Source organism: Flavobacterium sp. GL_143, assembly GCF_057834355.1.
The window spans coordinates 5,438,856-5,459,957 of record NZ_CM174401.1; the positions used below are offsets into that span (position 1 = coordinate 5,438,856).

Annotated in this window: 18 protein-coding genes; 16 read left to right on the forward strand and 2 right to left on the reverse strand. The window is 32.1% G+C overall.

Annotated elements, in window-relative coordinates:
* Positions 1-39 precede the first annotated feature (39 nt).
* The 7 genes from AC3IPI_RS22975 to AC3IPI_RS23005 all read left to right on the forward strand — a co-directional run bounded on the left by AC3IPI_RS22975 (position 40) and on the right by AC3IPI_RS23005 (position 4,715).
* Complete coding sequence (locus AC3IPI_RS22975) at positions 40-468, forward strand: copper resistance protein NlpE N-terminal domain-containing protein (protein WP_039111121.1); 429 nt, start codon at positions 40-42, stop codon at positions 466-468.
* 80 nt (positions 469-548) lie between these two features.
* A complete protein-coding gene (locus AC3IPI_RS22980) occupies positions 549-1,016 on the forward strand; it encodes a DUF6934 family protein (RefSeq protein WP_039111122.1) in 468 nt (155 codons plus the stop codon).
* 1 nt (position 1,017) lies between these two features.
* Entirely contained in the window at positions 1,018-1,176 is a 159-nt protein-coding gene (locus AC3IPI_RS22985; RefSeq protein WP_165572080.1) for a hypothetical protein, read from the forward strand.
* Positions 1,177-1,379: 203 nt separating this feature from the next.
* Entirely contained in the window at positions 1,380-1,904 is a 525-nt protein-coding gene (locus AC3IPI_RS22990; RefSeq protein WP_489156021.1) for a GNAT family N-acetyltransferase, read from the forward strand.
* Positions 1,905-2,114: 210 nt separating this feature from the next.
* Positions 2,115-3,194 carry an acyltransferase family protein gene (locus tag AC3IPI_RS22995; RefSeq protein ID WP_039111125.1) on the forward strand — a complete coding sequence of 360 codons (1,080 nt, stop codon included), beginning with the start codon at positions 2,115-2,117 and terminating at the stop codon, positions 3,192-3,194.
* Positions 3,195-3,471: 277 nt separating this feature from the next.
* Positions 3,472-3,957, forward strand: coding sequence for a hypothetical protein (locus AC3IPI_RS23000; protein WP_489156024.1), 486 nt, complete (start codon positions 3,472-3,474; stop codon positions 3,955-3,957).
* A 20-nt stretch (positions 3,958-3,977) separates the two neighbouring features.
* Positions 3,978-4,715, forward strand: a complete 738-nt coding sequence (locus tag AC3IPI_RS23005) for an XAC2610-related protein (protein WP_489156026.1) — start codon at positions 3,978-3,980, stop codon at positions 4,713-4,715.
* Between the two features lie 65 nt (positions 4,716-4,780).
* Here the strand turns inward: AC3IPI_RS23005 and AC3IPI_RS23010 are convergent, their stop codons facing one another.
* Positions 4,781-5,782, reverse strand: a complete 1,002-nt coding sequence (locus tag AC3IPI_RS23010) for an IS110 family transposase (RefSeq protein ID WP_489155974.1) — start codon at positions 5,780-5,782, stop codon at positions 4,781-4,783.
* A 300-nt stretch (positions 5,783-6,082) separates the two neighbouring features.
* On the opposite strand from AC3IPI_RS23010, the gene AC3IPI_RS23015 reads away from it, so the two are divergent.
* The 5 genes from AC3IPI_RS23015 (at position 6,083) to AC3IPI_RS23035 (ending at position 11,716) form a co-directional block, all read left to right on the forward strand.
* A complete protein-coding gene (locus tag AC3IPI_RS23015; protein WP_489156028.1) occupies positions 6,083-6,682 on the forward strand; it encodes an REP-associated tyrosine transposase in 600 nt (199 codons plus the stop codon).
* A 333-nt stretch (positions 6,683-7,015) separates the two neighbouring features.
* A complete protein-coding gene (locus AC3IPI_RS23020) occupies positions 7,016-8,017 on the forward strand; it encodes an IS110 family transposase (RefSeq protein WP_489155974.1) in 1,002 nt (333 codons plus the stop codon).
* 198 nt (positions 8,018-8,215) lie between these two features.
* Positions 8,216-10,519, forward strand: a complete 2,304-nt coding sequence (locus AC3IPI_RS23025; protein ID WP_489156030.1) for a type IA DNA topoisomerase — start codon at positions 8,216-8,218, stop codon at positions 10,517-10,519.
* A 268-nt stretch (positions 10,520-10,787) separates the two neighbouring features.
* Positions 10,788-11,264 carry a DUF6265 family protein gene (locus tag AC3IPI_RS23030; protein ID WP_086894566.1) on the forward strand — a complete coding sequence of 159 codons (477 nt, stop codon included), beginning with the start codon at positions 10,788-10,790 and terminating at the stop codon, positions 11,262-11,264.
* 2 nt (positions 11,265-11,266) lie between these two features.
* Positions 11,267-11,716: a DUF4844 domain-containing protein gene (locus tag AC3IPI_RS23035; RefSeq protein WP_489156033.1), complete on the forward strand. Its 450-nt coding sequence runs from the start codon at positions 11,267-11,269 to the stop codon at positions 11,714-11,716.
* A 520-nt stretch (positions 11,717-12,236) separates the two neighbouring features.
* On the opposite strand, the gene AC3IPI_RS23040 is transcribed toward AC3IPI_RS23035, so the two are convergent.
* Positions 12,237-13,397, reverse strand: a complete 1,161-nt coding sequence (locus AC3IPI_RS23040; RefSeq protein WP_489156035.1) for an MFS transporter — start codon at positions 13,395-13,397, stop codon at positions 12,237-12,239.
* A 276-nt stretch (positions 13,398-13,673) separates the two neighbouring features.
* Here AC3IPI_RS23040 and AC3IPI_RS23045 point away from each other — a divergent pair, with 276 nt between their 5' ends.
* From AC3IPI_RS23045 to AC3IPI_RS23060, 4 genes are all read left to right on the forward strand, one after another.
* Positions 13,674-16,094: a TonB-dependent siderophore receptor gene (locus AC3IPI_RS23045; RefSeq protein WP_489156037.1), complete on the forward strand. Its 2,421-nt coding sequence runs from the start codon at positions 13,674-13,676 to the stop codon at positions 16,092-16,094.
* Positions 16,095-16,140: 46 nt separating this feature from the next.
* Entirely contained in the window at positions 16,141-16,863 is a 723-nt protein-coding gene (locus AC3IPI_RS23050; RefSeq protein WP_489156039.1) for a DUF4198 domain-containing protein, read from the forward strand.
* Between the two features lie 210 nt (positions 16,864-17,073).
* Positions 17,074-19,332: a TonB-dependent siderophore receptor gene (locus AC3IPI_RS23055; protein WP_489156041.1), complete on the forward strand. Its 2,259-nt coding sequence runs from the start codon at positions 17,074-17,076 to the stop codon at positions 19,330-19,332.
* 316 nt (positions 19,333-19,648) lie between these two features.
* Complete coding sequence (locus tag AC3IPI_RS23060) at positions 19,649-20,962, forward strand: APC family permease (RefSeq protein WP_489156043.1); 1,314 nt, start codon at positions 19,649-19,651, stop codon at positions 20,960-20,962.
* Positions 20,963-21,102: the final 140 nt, after the last annotated feature.

The following is a 21,102-nucleotide window of genomic DNA, read 5'->3' on the forward strand; positions in this document are numbered from 1 at the left end:
CATAAACAATCCATTTTTAACACCAATAAAACCAAACCAATGAAACTATTAATTACCACCTTACTTTTAATTTTCAACCTGACATTATTTGCACAATCGACTCCGTTCGTTGGCGATTATAATCGTACACTTAGTGAAGAAGGAAAACATGAAATCGAATATAAACTAACCTTAAATCAAGACGGAACTTTCCTATTTCATTCCTATTCAAAAATTAAAGGCGGAAATCCTCCTGAAGTAGATAAATACGGAAAAGGAAAATGGAATGCAAAAGACAATGTAATCACTTTTTCTTCAGATAAAAAAGAAGACTTTGATGAAAAATATACATTGGATTTTAATAATTCTAAAGCTAGATTTATAACCAAAAACCCTAGAGATAAAACAGATCAGGTAATTAAAACTAAACTTACGTTTCTAGAATCAGGAATTTTCTGGATCAAAAAACTTGATGTTTTTAAAGTATAAAAATCTCAAAATCGAACAAATTTATTTGTAAGTAAATATTTATAAAAAACAATGTATTTTTGCGATACTAATTTTTAATAATGAATATTCCAAAATATGATTTGCTTACAAACACAGATTCAACTCTCTTCAGATTTGAAAGTATTGGAACTAGTGGCGAAATATCTAAAGGCATTGCTTATACAAAGACAAAAAATAAAACATTATACAATTTAGGTTTTGGAGATTTAATTTTTGACCCAGCCCAAAATAGATATATCATTGATGATTTAGCTGTAAGTGATAATGGAGATAGAAATGTAGTTCTAGCTACTGTTGCCAAATCTGCTTATACATTTTCCGAAATATATCCAGACAGAAATATTTTTATTAGAGGTAGTACTAAAGCAAGAACACGATTATACAGAAGAGCTATATCGCTAAATCTTAAAGAATTGTCTGAAACATTTCATATCTTTGGTGCAATGGAAGATGAAAATGGAGATATTTTTGATGTTCCTTTTGATTCAAACGGTGATTTTTACGGATTTATTATTAAAAGAAAATAGTATGAAAACACTAATTAAAAATACTGCAGTTATTAAAAAAGCAAAAGTAAATTCTACGGTAAAAATAGATGTAGAATTAGATAAAATAAAAAATATAAAATTTACATCTAATAAACCTGAAGAAATAAGTAAAGTTGAATTTAAATTAAGTTTCAAATAAATTGTTCTGCCATAAAAAACTATGCATATTACAAATTAATTAAACCGCTGCAAGAGTGTTCTTGTAGCGGTTTTTATTTATGAATTTTATTTAAATCTCCGCTCTGCGAAGTCTCCCGACTTCGTAGAGGATCAAGCTTCAAAAACATATTTAAAATGGTTTATAAACTATAAACAAGCTCAAATAACATCAGTTAAATAAAAATGGATATAACTTATAGAAAAGGAACTAAAACCGATTTAGCGGGTTTAAAAAAATTGGCTGTAAAATCTTGGGGACAATTTGAGAAAAACCTAACAACCGAAAATTGGGGAAATTTATCTGATACCTTGATGGATGATAGTACCTATACCGAATTACTTGACAAATCACATTGCATAGTAAGCACGACAGACAAAAACGAAATAGTAGGAATGGCGTTTTTAGTTCCTAAAGGCAACCCAACTGATATTTATGACAAAGAATGGTCTTATATCCGTTTCGTAACCGTCGACCCAACCTTTGTAGGGCAAGGAATTGGAAAGAAACTAACAACCTTATGCATTAACATTGCACAACAGAACAATGAAAAAGTTATTGCCCTTCATACTTCGGAGATTATGGATAAAGCAAGGCATATTTATGAAAGTTTAGGATTTAAAATTTTAAAAGAAATAGACCAACGCCTCGGAAAACGATATTGGTTATATAAACTTGACCTAAATGAAATTGATAAATCAGTAAAATAATACTCCGCTTTTTAAAGTCACAACTGCTGCAATTTTCACTTTCGTGAAAATGCAAGGAATCGAAGTTAAAACACAACACAAAAAAGCTACAAGAAAATAATTTCTGTAGCTTTTTTTATAAACAGAAAAAATCAATCTTTGTGAAAACAGATTGTAAATTCTTATTATTGAGTTTATAAACCACATTATTAAAATACCACACTATTAACCATGACAAAACCAGAAACCAACGTTTTAAAACCAAAACAACATTTTGAAATCCTTGATGGATTAAGAGGAATAGCCGCAGTGGCAATAGTAATTTTTCATTTTATGGAAATAGTTTATCCTCCCAACGAAAACTTCATCGCCCACGGATTTCTAGCAGTCGATTTTTTCTTTTGTCTCTCTGGGTTTGTTATTGCTTATGCGTATCATGACCGAATTGATAAAATGAAAATTACCGATTTTTTCACATTAAGACTTATCAGGTTACATCCTTTAGTTATTTTTGGTTCAGTGTTAGGATTGTTGGCTTTCCTTTTCGATCCTTTTGGCAGTCAATCTGGAACTTACGAAACAAGCAAGCTGATTCTCATATTTCTGGCTTCCGTTTTCCTTATTCCTTTCCCCGTAATGGCAGATCGTTATTTTAATCTATTTGGTTTAAATGCACCAGGTTGGTCTCTGTTTTGGGAATATGTAGCCAATATTCTATATGCACTTTTCTTATATAAATTAAGCCGTCGTTCCCTGTTTTTACTAACCATTTTTGCTGCAGCAGGAATCTGTTTTGTCAGTCATCGTGCGGGAGGTTCGTTAATGGGCGGATGGAGCGGAGAAAACTTTTGGGATGGATGTGCTCGTATTTCGTATTCCTTTTTGGCAGGAATGCTTATTTATCGATCTAATTGGATTATTAAATCAAAACTAGGATTCATAGGTTTATCCGTATTACTACTTCTAGCCTTTTTAGTACCGTTTTCAAGCTGGAATTGGCTTACAGAACCTATCGTTGTATTACTCTATTTCCCTTTATTAATCGTATTAGGAGCTGGAGCAACGCTGGCACCAGTATTCAAAAAACTATGCATCTTCTTCGGGAAAATATCATATCCTTTATACATGACGCATTATGCCGTAATGTGGATGTTTGCAGGCTATTACACAAAATACAAACCAGATACAAGCCAACTCACTTTTATTATAATCATAGGAACAATTCTTCTGGTGGGTATCGCCTATCTTACAATGGTTTTATATGATATTCCGGTTCGAAAATATCTAACAGATAGAAGAAAAAAAGAGTAATTTTAGAAACCGATTGTTAACTTAAAACGTTCTCACTTTTAAAACCTTAAGGAGCTATTTCCTGTCGTCCACTGTATCTTTTCCTGGCTAAAGAAGCCAGAAAAAGGATGCCGTTCCCATCAGGGCTAGGTGTTCGGTTTTCATCAGAATATTTTTTGCAATATTGTCGGCAGAACATACCAAAACATCAAGACAGGATAAAACAATTTCTAAAGACTTTGAAGCTTCTCGCCTTCGCGAAAACATCACAATGCTAAACTCAATTATAAATAAAAAAATGAAACTATTTCCAACAAGCGATTACACTTTCAAAATAATTGGAGAAGAAACTAATGCCCTTGATCGATTACAACGAAGAACAGAATTTTCTAAAAACTTGACTTCAAAAATAACCGACAAATCATTTCGAGGAATCGTTAAAAATAATTCATTTAGGATAATCTCATCAGAAATTGGAAGAGGCGCTTTTTGTGTTTTAACGGGAGAAATTAAGAACCAAAACGGACAAGTACATGTAGAAATAAATAAAGCCTTCCGAATTATATTAAGTATATTTTTATGCTTTCCTTTTTTAGCTCTAATTTCTCAAATTATATTTAGTGAAGAAAAATTTACAATCATTTTTGTTGTCGTGGCTATTCTTCAAGTAGTTATGATTCGATATTTTTTTATTGAATTAGCTTTCAGAAGATTTTCTAAATCAAGCCTAAATAAATTGAGTGACGTATTAGACATTGAACAACTTGAAAAAATTAAAGCATAACAAACCATTATAATCTAGAAATGATAAAGATATATAGGGTCCTTATTTTATTCATATTAGCATCTTGCCATCAAAATCAAAATAAGCAAGCCGCTAAGGCCTTTCAAAAATTAGATAGTAAACCGATAAAAAATGTGGCTGAAAGAAAACCAGATTCTACGCATGAAACATATCCGGTACTAATTGATACGCTAAAAATTGATTTGCAAAAGTTTATTGTTATCCAAAATGACCCAAGAGACGATAAACAAATGAACCTTTCTATATTAAATAGTAAAAAGGATACTATTTATGTGCATGATACTTATGCTACAAATGGTTTTAACTTTGAAGATTTTGATAATAATGGCATATTAGATATAAGACTTGACCAAATCACTAATGTTGGTGGAGTTAGTGAGTTGATTTTTTATGACAAAAACAATAAAATTTTTAAAGCTGTCGAAGATTTTTCTAATTATCCAAATCCAACTAAAATCAAGAACACAAAATATTGGTATTCTTACCATCGAAGCGGATGTGCTGATATAAACTGGGGAAGTGAATTATTTAAGATTGAAAACTTTAAAGTAATCAAGATTGGAGAAATTGAAGGAATTGGATGTGAAGAAGAAAAAGAAAATGGCATATTCATTTATAAAACAAAAGGAGATTCGAGAAAAAGAATATACTCTGAAAAAAGAAAACCTGGTTACTACAGCGACAAATGGGATTATATAGAGAACTATTGGAATAAAAACTACAAGAAGTTTGAATAAAAAACCACTCTAATTTCTCAATGCTGTGCATTCTATGATGAAAAACAAGTAAAAAGAGTTAAAATTCAAGATGCAAATTTATAAGTATTTATATAGGGAGTTTCTCTAGTTATAACAGCGAAAATTCTGCTTATAAGTTTGCATCTAATATTATTTAAAACCAACATTGAGTTTTTACCTTCCGCTTTTTTCTTTTTGTAATATTCTTTTAATTGTGGATCATATTTTAATGTTGTCATAGCACACATTTGCAATAATGACTTCATTTTTTTATCTGCCATATGATTTACTCTTGTCCTTCCTTTTACACTCGAACCTGAACTATGTTCAAAAGGCGCAACACCAGAATAACAGGCAAATTGTCTCCAGTTTTTAAAAGCTGTAAATCCTTTTGTTGCAATAATCAAATATACGCTGGTTTGTTCTCCCAATCCAGGAATCGATTTGATAAGTTGAGCTTGCTTAGTTAATTGATCGTTTGCTTTGATGACTTCTTTAATTTTTGACTCAATTTTATGGATGGAATTTTTAATAGATTTGACAAGAGTTTGGTTAATTTGTGATACTTCTTTAAAAATTATTTTATCCGTGAAAGCTTTACTTTCCTTAGTCGCTTGTAGAAGTAATAACGCTTTTAGCATTTTCTCTCTTTCAGTATAAAGAATTTTTAATTTCTGAATATCCATGCTTGCGAAAGCGAATAGTTTTAATTTATCTATATTTCTATAACTGTAATAAGAAATATCTTTAGCATCAGTTTTGTCATTTTTTCCTCTTGAAATTCCTTTAGATTTTTTTATTTCAATAGCGGGAACAATCCATAAATCTAGATTAAGTTTCACTAAAACACTTGATAAATGATTGGTATAAACACCTGTGTTCTCGCAACAAAAAAGAGTACATCCTTTATCAACTTTTCTATCCAGTTTTTTAATAAAAATAGAAATACTCTTAATATTGTTTTCTATGATAAAATGCTCTGATTTAAGAGTTAAAGAATCAAGAATATTAATATCCAATTTTGCTTTTGATACATCAATACCAACATAAAATAAATACTTTTTCATAACTTTGAATTTAAGATGAATAAAAATGTTGAACTTCTTTAGAGCCTTTATTAGACCGCCATGTCTATCATTCTATTTGAAGCAATTCAACGGGATTCAAGGAGAAGGCAGAGGACTAATGCACAGCATGGTTCTTAACTAGCGAAGTCTAAAGTTCACCTCTGCTTTCCTTTGAATAAAATTAAAGTTTTTTATCTAATCCAAAGTAAAGGCGAAGTCTCCCGACTTCGCACCCATTCCAATAAGCAACTACCAATATTAACAAATGTAAGAAAAAACACTACATTTGAATAAAAAATTGTGCAAGGCGGATATAAAATAAGAAACCAAACTTTACCACATTTTATAACAATAACTGTTGTTGATTGGGTTGATGTTTTTACTAGAAAAAACTACAGAGATATCATAATAGAATGTTTAGATTTCTGCATTACTAACAAATCCATGGTTCTTTATGGTTATGTGATTATGAGTAATCATATCCATATGATAGTGCAATCTGACAATGGAAAATTGTCGGATTTACTTCGAGATTTTAAAAAATTTACTGCTACAAAAATTATAGAAAAGATAAAATCTGAACCTGAGAGTAGAAGAGAATGGATGTTGGAACGTTTTATATTAGCAACCGAAAGTCATTCTAGAAACAAAAATTATCAGTTTTGGCAATACGGCAGTCATCCCGAAGAAATTTATAGTAATAAATTTATGTGGTCAAAGATGGATTATATTCATCTTAATCCTGTTCGTGCTGGAATTGTCGAAAAAGCATCACATTATACTTATTCCAGTGCCAGTAATTATGTTTCTGATACAGGCTTATTAAAAATTGTAAAAGCTGATATTCCTATCGTTGACACACAAAATTTGAATAATTTTGCTCGATACAATCAGTATTAAGTTTGAAAACTGTTGCGGAAATTAATAATGGGTACGAAGTCGGGAGACTTCGCACAGCATCCATAAAAACATTAAAAAACTTTGAGTTATTTTATATAGGGTACGAAGTCAGGAGACTTTGCCTTTACTTTGGATTAGATAAAAAACTTTAATTTTATTCAAAGGAAAGCAGAGGTGAACTTTAGACTTCGCTAGTTAAGAACCATGCTGTGCATTAGTCCTCTGCCTTCTCCTTGAATCCCGTTGAATTGCTTCAAATAGAATGATAGACATGGCGGTCTAATAAAGGCTCTAAAGAAGTTCAACATTTTTATTCATCTTAAATTCAAAGTTATGAAAAAGTATTTATTTTATGTTGGTATTGATGTATCAAAAGCAAAATTGGATATTAATATTCTTGATTCTTTAACTCTTAAATCAGAGCATTTTATCATAGAAAACAATATTAAGAGTATTTCTATTTTTATTAAAAAACTGGATAGAAAAGTTGATAAAGGATGTACTCTTTTTTGTTGCGAGAACACAGGTGTTTATACCAATCATTTATCAAGTGTTTTAGTGAAACTTAATCTAGATTTATGGATTGTTCCCGCTATTGAAATAAAAAAATCTAAAGGAATTTCAAGAGGAAAAAATGACAAAACTGATGCTAAAGATATTTCTTATTACAGTTATAGAAATATAGATAAATTAAAACTATTCGCTTTCGCAAGCATGGATATTCAGAAATTAAAAATTCTTTATACTGAAAGAGAGAAAATGCTAAAAGCGTTATTACTTCTACAAGCGACTAAGGAAAGTAAAGCTTTCACGGATAAAATAATTTTTAAAGAAGTATCACAAATTAACCAAACTCTTGTCAAATCTATTAAAAATTCCATCCATAAAATTGAGTCAAAAATTAAAGAAGTCATCAAAGCAAACGATCAATTAACTAAGCAAGCTCAACTTATCAAATCGATTCCTGGATTGGGAGAACAAACCAGCGTATATTTGATTATTGCAACAAAAGGATTTACAGCTTTTAAAAACTGGAGACAATTTGCCTGTTATTCTGGTGTTGCGCCTTTTGAACATAGTTCAGGTTCGAGTGTAAAAGGAAGGACAAGAGTAAATCATATGGCAGATAAAAAAATGAAGTCATTATTGCAAATGTGTGCTATGACAACATTAAAATATGATCCACAATTAAAAGAATATTACAAAAAGAAAAAAGCGGAAGGTAAAAACTCAATGTTGGTTTTAAATAATATTAGATGCAAACTTATAAGCAGAATTTTCGCTGTTATAACTAGAGAAACTCCCTATATAAATACTTATAAATTTGCATCTTGAATTTTAACTCTTTTTACTTGTTTTTCATCATAGAATGCACAGCATAGTATCTGCTCTAATCTTTTAACAATCTGCGTGAAACAAAAAAATTGCGCCTCTACGATATTTAAAAAGAACCTTTGTGCCTTTGTTCCTAAGAACCTTTGCCCCTTTCTTATAAAAAATCGTTAATTTTGCCCTCAAATAAGAAGGAGAAAAATGAAGGTCTGTATTGCTGAAAAACCAAGTGTAGCACGCGAAATCGCATCCGTTTTAGGAGCCAATACCAAACACGATGGGTATTATGAAGGCAACGGATATGCCGTAACTTACACTTTTGGGCATTTATGTACCTTAAAAGAACCTAACGATTACAAACCACACTGGAAAAGCTGGGATTTGAACAACCTACCTATGCTTCCCGAGAAATTTGAGACCAAAGTGGTGGAAAATTCAGGAATCCAGAAACAATTTAAGATTGTAAAAAGTTTATTTGACAAAGCCGAAGTAGTTATAAACTGCGGGGATGCTGGACAAGAAGGAGAACTCATTCAGCGTTGGGTGATGAATGAAGCCAACTATAAAGGCGAAGTACAACGCTTATGGATATCGTCCTTAACTACCGAAGCCATAAAAGAAGGTTTTGAAAACTTAAAACCATCTGCCAACTACGATAATTTATTTTATGCCGGATTTTCCAGAGCTATTGGCGACTGGTTATTGGGTATGAATGCCACTCGTTTGTACACCGTAAAACATGGTGGTTACAAGCAAGTATTGTCTATTGGTCGGGTACAAACGCCAACACTGGCAATGGTTGTAGATCGCTGGAAAGAAATCGAGAATTTTAAACCTCAACCCTATTGGGAACTACAAACTTTATATAGAGAAACACTTTTTAGCTATGAAGAAGGGCGTTTCTTAAAAAAAGAAGATGGAGAACTCTTAGCCAATAAAGTCAAAGAAAGCGAGTTTGAAATTGTTTCGGTTGAAAAAAAGAATGGAAACGAATTTGCACCTAAACTATTTGATTTAACAGGTTTACAAGTATATTGCAATACCAAATTTGGATTCTCGGCAGATGAAACGCTTAAGATTGTGCAAACTTTGTATGAACAAAAAGTAGTTACGTATCCCAGAGTTGATACTACATTTTTACCAAATGATATTTATCCGAAAGTACCTGGTATTCTGCAAAATTTAACCAATTATGCCGCATTGACCCAACCACTTTTAGAAAAAAAGATTAAAAAATCGCCTAAGGTTTTCAACGATAAAAAAGTAACGGATCACCACGCAATTATCCCAACTGGCGTACAATCTAATTTACAATACAATCAGCAGCAAGTCTATGATATTATTACAAGACGATTTATTGCCGTATTTTATGATGATTGTTTGGTTGCCAATACAACAGTAATAGGAAAAGCAGCCGAAGTGCACTTTAAAACCACAGGAAAAGAAATCTTAAAAAAAGGATTCCGTGTTGTTTTTGAAGATCCTAACGCAAAAGAAAAAGAAGCCGATTTATTACCCAGTTTTGTTGTGGGAGAAAAAGGACCGCATGAACCTTCGTTTTTAGAAAAAGAAACCAAACCACCCAATCAGTTTACTGAGGCAACATTATTACGTGCCATGGAAACCGCAGGTAAACAGGTTGATGATGAAGATTTACGCGAATTAATGAAAGAAAACGGCATCGGACGCCCATCTACCCGAGCTAATATTATCGAAACGCTGTTTAAACGTCAGTATATTGTTCGAAACAAAAAACAGGTTTTACCAACACCAACAGGAATTCAGCTTATTGATACGATTCAGAATGAATTAATAAAATCGGCAGAACTTACCGGTTCTTGGGAGAAACAGTTGAAAGATATCGAAAAAGGAACTTTTACCGCTGGTGCTTTTATTATCAATATGAAACGCATGGTTGAAGCCTTGGTATATGAAGTTCGAAGCGAAACCAGACACGCCAATATTTCGCATGCACAAAGTATTCAAAAACAAGTAGCGACAGTCGAGAAAAAGAAAGCAGCAGGAATCTTGGCAGAAACCTGTCCGAAATGCCAAAAAGCAACACTTATAAAAGGAAAATCTGCTTACGGTTGTGGCAATTATAAAGCAGGTTGTGATTTTGTATTGCCTTATACTTTTGCTGACAAAAAAATATCCGAGAACCAATATTTAAGATTAGTCCAAAAAGGATCAACAGTAAACATAAAAGGCTTTAAAACCGATGCTGGTACAGTAGAAGGTTTAATTCGTTTTGAGGAAAATTACAAACTAAAACTAGAACCTAAGAAAGCAACACCAAAAGCAGCTTCAGCAGCGACACCCGACTCATTAATATGCCCTAAATGTAAAAAAGGAACAATCATGAAAGGGAAAACCGCTTATGGTTGTGGTGATTATAAACTGGGTTGTGATTTTAAAGTAACTTTTGATGTAGTTAGAGAAAAACTAAAAGATCAAAAACCTACTAAAGAGTTAGTTTACGCTATTTTACAAGAAAACGTTTAGTTTTTTTGCCACCAGATTTAATAGATTAAAAAGATTTTTTCGTCACGATTTTTTTCACGCAGATTCTACAGATTTAAGCAGATACTCACAGATTTATATAATTTTAAATCAAAATTAAATTTGCCTTAATCTGCAAAATCTGCGTGAAACAATAATTCTTTTTAATCCTTTAAATCTGTGACAAGTTTCAAAATAAATTAGTGAAATTTGTGGCTAACTTTTTTTTCATACTTTAGTACTTCCAAATAACATCAAACATAAATATATAATGACTCAAAAAATTACTTTCATACTACTTTTATTGGCTGTTGTTTCTTGTAAAAATGCTGAAACTCCAGAAAAAGACAAAATAAAAACTGCCGATTGGCTTATCGGAAAATGGGAAAACGTTTCTCCACAAGGAACCTTAACCGAAACATGGAGTAAAGTAAACGATAGTACTTTTCAAGGGAGTTCTTATTTTATAAAAGGAAAAGACACCATTCATTTTGAATCGATTAAACTACAACAAAAAGGCGAAGACTTAACTTATAACGCTACTGTAAAAGGACAAAATAATGATCAAGCAGTTGCTTTTGAGTTAACTACTTCGACCGAGAAAGAATTAGTTTTTGAAAATCCAAAACACGATTATCCACAAAAAATTAGCTATACCAAAGATGCAAACAATACTTTAACCGCAGAAATTTCAGGGAAACTACAAGGAAAATTAGCTTCCGAGAAGTTTGTAATGGTGAAGAAGTAGTAATGAAGAAAGAAATAAGAAATATCTTTTTAGTATTTGTAACTCTTATATTTTCATCCTGTGGACAAAGTCAAATTAAAACGCCCACTGACGCAATGAGTAAGTTTGAAAAATTTAAAAACAAAGAAAAGTTTATAGAAGATATGACAATTTTTTATCCAGGAATAGGCGATGAAAAATTGAAACCTATTTTAACTGACAAAATTAATTTGGCAACAGATGATTTTAAACAAATTGCAGGATCAAAAAATGCAACTGATGAGGATTATCAAAATGCCATAAAAAAAGCTCTTCAAAGATTCTCTGAAATTTATCTTGAAATTGACACTGAAAATCGGGAAAGAATATGCCATTATTTTGAAGAACTTATGGATATTGTTGGTCTTGAAAGTTCTAATGGTCAATTAAATAACTTCATGTATAATTTTGATATAACCAAATATAAAGAATAAGCATAAACCTGAAATTCAACATTAATAAATACATTTTGAATGTTTCCAACTGACTCCGAATTCTCATTTTTGTATTTAAGCTATATTGTTGTGTTTCTTTATTTTAGTTTAGGATTCTTCTTAACCAAAAAGAAAAACTTCAAGATAAATTTAATAGTCTTTTCAGTCTATACCCTTTTCATGATTTATATTTTTTCGAATCAAGAAAATTTTAAATATGGAGGTTCCTTATCCGTCTTATTTTATGGTTTAGTATTTCTAATACTACACTTAATTATATACGGAATCATCGAACTTGTTAAAGCGCTAAAGAAATGATTTAAGATTTTTGACTAACGGTTTTTGATTTCAGATGTAAAGAAGATATTTTTTTTATTTATTCACACGAAATCTGAAATCGTTAGTTAGCATTCAAAGATATTGTAGTTTAATAGCTTAGATTCTTTGTACCTCTGATGCTTCAAAAAAAACTTTCTCACTTAGAACCTCAGCAACTTAGAATCTTAGCATCTTTAAAAAACTATTCCTCCTCCCCGATCTTATTGACCATAAAAATCATAAGTCCGCCTAGACAAGCCATAATCAAGAAGGCCCATTTCATGTTTAGAAATTCGGATATAAAACCAACCATTGGTGGTACTATTAAAAATCCAAGATATCCAATAGTCGAAATAGAGGTTAATGCTGAGCCATTACTCAAGGTTTTTGATTGTCCGGCAATACTAAAAACCAACGGAACAACACAAGAAACTCCAATCCCGATTAAGAGATAGCCAAATATTGTTGGGTAAATAAAAGGGAATAAAAAGCAAATTAAAAATCCTATTGTGATAAAAATTCCGCTGTAAAACAAGATGCGTTTTACACCTAGTTTTTGTACTGCATAATCTCCAAAAAAACGACCTAAAGTAACAGCTGTCATAAAAAACACAAATGCTGCCGTAGTAAGTTTTGACGAAGCGTGTAATACATTCTGGAAATATATTCCGCTCCAGTCATACATCGTATTTTCGCATGCCATCGAAACAAAACAGATTAAAGCAAACTTTATCAAATTTTTATCAGGCATCGAAAAGAATTTCTTTTTATCCGGAATTGGTTCTGTATGGATACTCATTGGGTAAAAACAGGCTGTAATTGCCATCATAGCAACACTTATTCCTAGTAAATGATACGATGGTGCTATATTTTGTGCAACCATAACATATCCCAAACCTGCTCCTGCAAATCCTGCCAAACTCCACACAGCATGAAATCGTGTCATAATCGATTTTGGATACAGTTTCTGAACTTCTAAAGCTTGCGCATTCATCGATAAATTGAGAATATTTCGCGAAGCTCCAAATATCAATAGGATAATTACCAACTGCCAAACAAAAGCACTAAAACCTGGTAATGCCAAAACAATATTAAATAAAACTGCTCCAAGAAGCATACAATACCTACTACTGTATTTATTTAATAACTTTCCTGTAAATGGCATTGTAAACATTAAGCCTATCGGAAATGCAAATAAAACTGCTCCAAACTCTGCTTCGCTTAAACCTAATTGTGCTTTTATATTTGGGATACGAGACGCCCAAGATGAATATCCGAATCCTGATACAAAGAAAAATACGGTATTGGCTAGTCTAAATCCTTTTGGGGAATTCTGTAATTTCTTAAAATACGATACAATCATCTTGCAAATTTCAATTTATAAAAGCTGCAAAATTAAGCTTTATTAAGTGTTATCCCATTGCTTACTGAAAGTAAAAGAAGTAACTACCTCATAAATAAAAATATAATTCGCCTATTTTTTTAATTCAACATTAAAATTTTTATATAAATATTTCAAAATATTATTAATAATTAGTCTAAATAAGCATTGTTAAACAAATATTAAATTTTACATTTGCTGCATATTTCAAAAACCAAACACAATTTAAACCTAAAACCAAATTTTATATTTTAAATAATGAAATATCCAAACCAACAAATAACTAAAATATTATTTATTGTAGTTTTATTTTTCTTTGCAATAACAGCCGTTTCTGCTCAGGAATCTGGTAATATCAAAGGAAAAGTCCTTACAAACGACAACAAACCTGCCGAAGGAGTATCTATCTCTATTAAAGGGGTAAACAAAGCAACTATCGCAGATAATGATGGTGTTTTCGAAATAAAAAAAGTACCTGTAGGAACACAAACATTAATTATAACCTTGGTAGGATATAATGATGTTGAGCAAGAAGTTACTGTTGCTGCTGGAGAAACGATTACTACAAATGTTCAACTTACTTTATCTAATACGGAGCTAAACCAAGTTGTAGTTTTAAGTAATAAAAGTGCTTTTAAGACTAACAGGGTTTCATCATCACTTCGCTTACAATCGGCAATTATAGAAATCCCGCAAAACATTCAGGTTATTACTGGAAAATTAATTCAAGATCAACAAATTTATGATATGCTCGAAGGAGTTACTCGTAATGTAAGTGGTGTAACAAGGGTAGAACATTGGGACACTTATGCCAATATCATGATGAGAGGTAGCCAGGTTGCAGCTTTTAGAAATGGTATGAACGTAAGTACCGATTGGGGACCTCTTACTGAAGATATGAGTATGGTAGAACGTATTGAATTTGTAAAAGGACCAGCTGGATTTATGATGGCTAACGGAAACCCAAGCGGATTTTATAATGTGGTTACCAAAAAACCAAGCGGACGTACAAAAGGAGAAATGAATCTTACTTTGGGGAGCTTTGATATGTATAGAGGAACTCTTGATCTTGATGGAAAATTATCTAAGGATGGAAAATTATTGTATCGAATCAATGTAATGGGACAAATGAAAGAAAGTCACCGTGATTATGATTACAACAACCGCTACTCTATTGCGCCTGTATTAAAATATCTTGTTGACGATAAAACATCTATTACTTTAGAATATACTCAACAATTCTCGCAAGTAAATATAATTGGTTCTAACTATGTTTTCTCTAATAAACAGTTTGCCGAATTGCCTAGGAGTTTCACAACTGGGGAACCTAATTTTGACCCGACCAACATGAATGACAAAAGCATTTTGGCTATTTTAGAACATAAACTTGATCAAAATTGGAAATTCACTGCTCAAGGTGCTTATTTTAATTACAAGCAAGAAGGAATGTCGATGTGGCCAGCCTGGAATGCATTCGATCCAGATCCTAGCCTAGGCGTTAAAAGTGGTATTTTGCATCGTAAAGTTTCTATATGGGATGTTTTAGGAATAACCAAAACGGGACAAATGTTTGTAAATGGCGAAGTAAAAACTGGACCTATAAACCACAAAATATTAGGTGGCTTAGACATGAGCGATAAATTATATTATCATGACTGGAGCCAATCTGCGGATCTTAATGGTTATGATGCCGATGGAAACATTGTTCCTTTTGATATTTACAACCCGATACACGGGAATGTTCCTGCAGATAAAATGCCTAAATTCGACAGAAGCAAAGATATTAGAGAAAGAGGTGTTCAATACCAAAATGGATACACCGGATTTTATGTACAAGATGAACTTGGAATGTTTGAAGATAAACTTCGTGTAACACTTGCAGGGCGCTATACAACTTTAAAAACTTCAACTGCTTATACAGGTTCTTTTAAAGATAGTAAATTTACTCCACGTTTAGGAATTAGTTATTCTATCGATAAAAATACTGCCGCTTACTTTGTAAGAGATGAAGCTTTTACCGAAAACTACGGAACCGACTGGCAAGGGAATAGTTTTGACCCTCAAACAGGGACAAACATAGAGTTAGGATTAAAAAGAGATTGGTTAAACGGTAAATGGAATTCTGTAATTTCGGCTTACCAAATCACTAAAAATAATGTACTAACTGCAGATCCTGAACATTCGACTAGTGCTAAACAATATAGCAGACAAAGCGGACAACAAAAAGTAAAAGGATTTGACCTTGATATTAGAGGGCAAATTATTCGTAATGTAGATGTAGTTATCAATTATGCCTTTACTCAAGCAAAAGTTACTCAAGATTCAGACCCCGCTTTAGTAGGTACACAAGTTCCAGGTACATCAAAACACATCCAAAACACTTGGATTAATTATAAAATGGATCACGGCGTATTAAATGGTTTTGGACTTTCATTAGGATACCAATATCAAATAGACAGATCTCCTTGGTTTGTATCTAATAGTTCTCAACAAAACTTACCAGATTATTTCCGTTTAGATGGTGGTGTTACTTACCAAAAAGGAAAAATCTCTTTTAACGTAATAGTAAACAACATTTTAAACAAATACCTATATTCAGGAGGAATCTATAACGGTTACTATGATTGGCAAACCGAAGCAGGAACTAATGCACGTTTAACTGTTGCCTATAAATTTTAATCACCATAAAAATTAAAAACAAAAATTAACTTAAATATTTTACATCATGAAATTAAGCTCTTTAAAAACGCTATTAGTATTATTAACTCTTATACTAAGCCCACAATTATTTGCTCACGCTCTTTGGATCGAAACTAAAGCAACTGGAACAAAAGGAAAACCACAAGAAATTTCAATATACTTTGGCGAATTCTCAGATAATGATATTACTCCTGCTGCTAAATGGTTTTCGGATTTAAAAGATTTCTCTTTAGTATTGATAAGCCCATCTAAAAAAGAAATCAAATTAACTCCAACAGCTTTAGAGAAAAAATACCAAGCCTTTTTTACTCCAGAGGAAGATGGAGTTTATACAGTAGTAATGCAACATACTGTAAAGGATGTATACGGCACAATGAAATTAGATTATAACTCAAGCGCCAATGTTGTTGTTGGGAACAAAACTGCAGGTAATAATGCTACAGCAAACAAAAATACAATCGGTGTGTTTTCTGAAAATGCCGATATCGCTAAGAAAAATGTAAAAATATCTGGATTTGCATTATATGATGGTGCTGCTGCCAAAAAGCAAAAAATAAAAGTAATAGCTCCAAACGGTTGGGAAAAAGAATTATATACTGACGAAAAAGGACAATTTGAATTTACTCCTATTTGGTCTGGACAATATATGGTAGAATTTGCTCACACAGAAAAAAGTGCTGGTGAACATAATGGGAAAAAATACGATGAAATCTGGAAAATGGCAACTTACTCAATTGAAGTTAAATAACTTAATTCCTTAAAAAAGAGTTTTTATAGCATCTTTTTATATAAAAAAGCAAAACCCTGTTTGTATAAACAGGGTTTTATTATTTATACGCTAAACCAAACCTTAAAAATTTGTTAAAAACTATACGTAATTAATCTAAATAAGCTTTGATTATTCAATCATAGACATTACTTTTGCGGCGTTATTTTTTTTTATTCCAAATAAACAAACATGAAACATATTTTATTGCCTACTCTAGGCTTATTATTCGGTCTAACAGGTTTTGCACAAGGGAGAGCAAACACAGTCGAAAATCGTGATACTGCCACAGCAATTACTGATACTGTAAAAAACAAAAAAGGAGAAATTCTTAACGAAGTTGTAATTACAGCCAATAAACAAAGAAAACCCGTAACTGCAGTACGTTCAGGCATCAAAGTTATGGATCTTCCACAAAGTGTACAAGTAATAGACAATGTAGTAATCGAACAACAACAAGCTATTAGATTAAGTGATGTTACAAAAAACATGAATGGTGTTTATGTAGGATCGGCTCGTGGTGGCGCTCAGGAATCTTTTTTCTCTAGAGGTTACGACATGTCAACAAATAATATGTTCAAAAACGGATTTCGTTACAGCAGTGGATCTATGCCCGAAGTTTCTTCTTTAGATAAAGTAGAGTTCTTAAAAGGAAGTGCTGCGTTATTATACGGAAACGTTGCTCCTGGTGGAATTATTAATATGGTTACTAAAACTCCACAATTTACACATGGTGGCGAGGTATCTATGCAAATGGGAAGTAACTCTTTTTACAAACCATCTGTAGATGTTTACGGACCTTTAAACAAACACATCGCATATCGTTTTACAGGTACATACGAAAACTCTGAAAGCTTTAGAGATATTGTAAAAAATGAGCGTTATTATATAAACCCTTCGTTCTTATTTAAAGTAAACAACAAAACTCAAATTACATTACAAGGAGATTATTTAAGCTACGACTGGACTCCAGATTTTGGAACAGGAATAATTGGTAAAGAACTTGCAGATGTACCAAGAGGTAAATATTTAGGAGCACTTTGGTCAAACGGAAAAACAACTCAAACAAGTATTTCGGCTTTAGTTAACCACGATTTTAATGATAATTGGAAATTAAACTTTAATACTTCTTTCCAAAATTACCACAGAACTTCTAAAGGCACTGAACGTGTATCTATTGATACTACTATTCCAAATTATGTAGACGGTGATTATATTCGTCCATTAGGTCAAAATGATAATTTTGAACAAATAATGGGAGACCAATTAAGCTTACAAGGAACTTTCAATACTGGAAGAATAAAACACCAACTTTTTACAGGTGTTGATTTCGAAAATTCATTTGCACAAGGGTATACTTATGCTTTCAACGAACAAGCAGAAGAGGATGCTAAAGGAAATTACATTCCAAATGCATACGATCGTGTAAATATTTACGATCTTACTTATGCAGGACAACGTATGGACATCCCAAATGCAAAAGCAACTAAACTTGTAAACACAGATTCTAATCGTTTTGGAATTTATTTCCAGGATTTAATTTCAATCACAGAACAATTTAAGGTTCTAGCAGGATTACGTTGGTCATGGCAAGAAACTCAAGCAGAAACAATTGATTATTCAAAAAATCCATCTAGATTACCTAAAGGTGATAAACTTACAGATCAAGCCTTTTCTCCAAAAGTTGGTCTTGTTTTTCAACCAACAAAAGACATCTCATTATTTGGAAGCTACTCTAACTCGTTTACACCTAACACAGGTACAACTGTAGATATGCAAGCTATAAAACCTTCTATCATTGACCAATATGAGTTTGGTGTGAAGAAAGATTTCTGGAGAGGTTTATTAAGTACCAATGTTACTGTTTACCAAATTACTAATAGTAATTTAGCGCAAACTGCCGAATTTAAAGCTGACGGATCTGCTAACACAGATTCAACTATTAAAGTTTTAAGTGGAGAAACTAAAAGTAAAGGTATAGAAATTGACATTACTGCTAAACCTGTTGACGGTTTAAGTATCATCGCTGGTTATAGCTATAACGATATGCGTTACACAAAAACTTCTGGAGCAAATGGTAGTTTTATCGAAGGAGATCGTTTAGTAAGAACTCCAGCTAATACTGCAAACTTAAGTTTCTTTTATACTGTACAAGACGGTTTACTAAAAGGTGTTTCTGTTGGAGCAATTGGAAATTACATTGGAGATAGAGTTGGTGGTTGGAACAGTCAATACGACTCTAAGAAACCAAATGGAATCAACGACAGAGAAATTCCTTTAGACGCCTACACTACAATTGATGTATCAGCAGGTTATACTTGGAGAAAAATCTCAATCTTATGTAAATTATCAAACATAACAAATGAGTTAAACTATACAGTTCACGAGAATTATAGTGTGAATCCAATTGCACCTCGTCAAGTAATGACAAGCTTAAGATATAAATTCTAAGAAACATTTAGTTTCTCTTTATAAAAACCTTTTTCTGAAATTTTCATTTAATGAAAATCAGAAAAAGGTTTTTTATTTTAGTCAAATATAAATATTCAACCAAGGTTAGCTTTAAATTCAGAAATTAGAAACTAGCATCGAACGTTTTTTCTGCTTACATTCTTGTTTTTACTAGCTTAATTCCTATTCCTTATCATAAAGATTCAACCTCGTTTATTACTAAACGAGGTTTTTTGTTTTAAAGAAAAGTACATTAATTGTATTACTTTTGCCAAGCAAATAATCCGAACCTCAACATCCGACAAAAATTCTAAATATGATAGACTCCAAAAAGAACCAATTAAAAAAAAGTCTAGGACTAAGTTTTAATATTGCGGTATTAATTGGAGGCACAATCGGAGTTGGAATTTTACGTACACCAGGTACGATTGTGGGATTATTAGATAATTACTGGCTCATTATTGCTTCTTGGCTTTTTGGTGGATTGTTTGTCTTAATTGGAGCCAATTCCTATGCCGAACTAGCTACTATGCTCCCTAAAGCTGGAGGATCCTATAATTATATAAAAAGAGCTTTTGGCAACTATGCAGGTTTTCTCTCGGGTTGGTTTGATTATATTACCAATGTAATTCCGCCTGCTTTTTACTGCATTGTTATCAGTGAATATATCATCATCTTGTTTCCAAGTCTGCAAAACTACTCAACAACAATTGCCATCTCACTATTAATAGCATTTGTATTATTACATTTAAGTGGCGTAAAAAACGGGAGTATTATCCAACAAATTACTAGCTTCATTAAAGTAATTTGTTTTGTTGCCTTAGTGGTTGCTTGTTTTATGTATTCGGGAGTAAAATTAGCTCCGATTCAAAAAGATAATTCTATCTTTCAGATTGGTATTTTATTTGGATTATTTAAATCACTTCAACTTATTATCGGAACATATAACGGCTGGAATAGCGTTTGCTTTTTTGCAGAAGAAAATGATGATCCGAGTAAAAACATTCCGAAATCATTATTTAGCGGCGTACTGCTTGTAATTGCTATTTATGTTTTAGTAAACATTGCTTTTTTACATGTTTTACCGCTTGAAACTGTAGCAAAATCTAATTTGGTTGCTGCCGATGTAGCAAATATTATCTTCGGAAAAAATGGTGCTATAATAGTCACAGTCATTTCTATTTTTTCTCTAATTAGTATCCTGAACGCATTTATGATGATACCGCCAAGAATTTTATACGGATTAAGTCGTGATGGTTTTTTTATCAAAAAAGGAACAGCGGTAAACAAAGGTGGAACTCCAATTGTTGCTCTTTTGGTTTCCTCATTATTTAGTTTATTCTTAATTTGTATCGGCTCGTTTGAAGTCTTATTTTCCTTTGCAGCCTTCACCTCTATTATTGTTTGGGGATTGGCTTATTTTTCGCTTCTTAAGCTAAGAGCTTCAGAACCTAATTTACCAAGAACTTATCGTTCTTTTTGGTATCCATGGACTACTATTTTAGCTATTTTGGTTTCATTCGCACTATTAATCGGATTTGTATATAGCGACCCTAAAAGCTTTATAATTATAGTTGGTATCACCTTGGTTTCTTATCCTTTATTTTTAGTTTTAACTAGAAAGAAGTAAAAGATTCATTTATATCCATATATGGGCATAAACTAGTCATTTCTAACAAAGTATATAGAGCCTATTTTACACGTTCCCAATACTCTCAAACTTGTCTTTCTGAGGTACGAAGAATCTCCATAAGTAGCTCCGCATAGAAA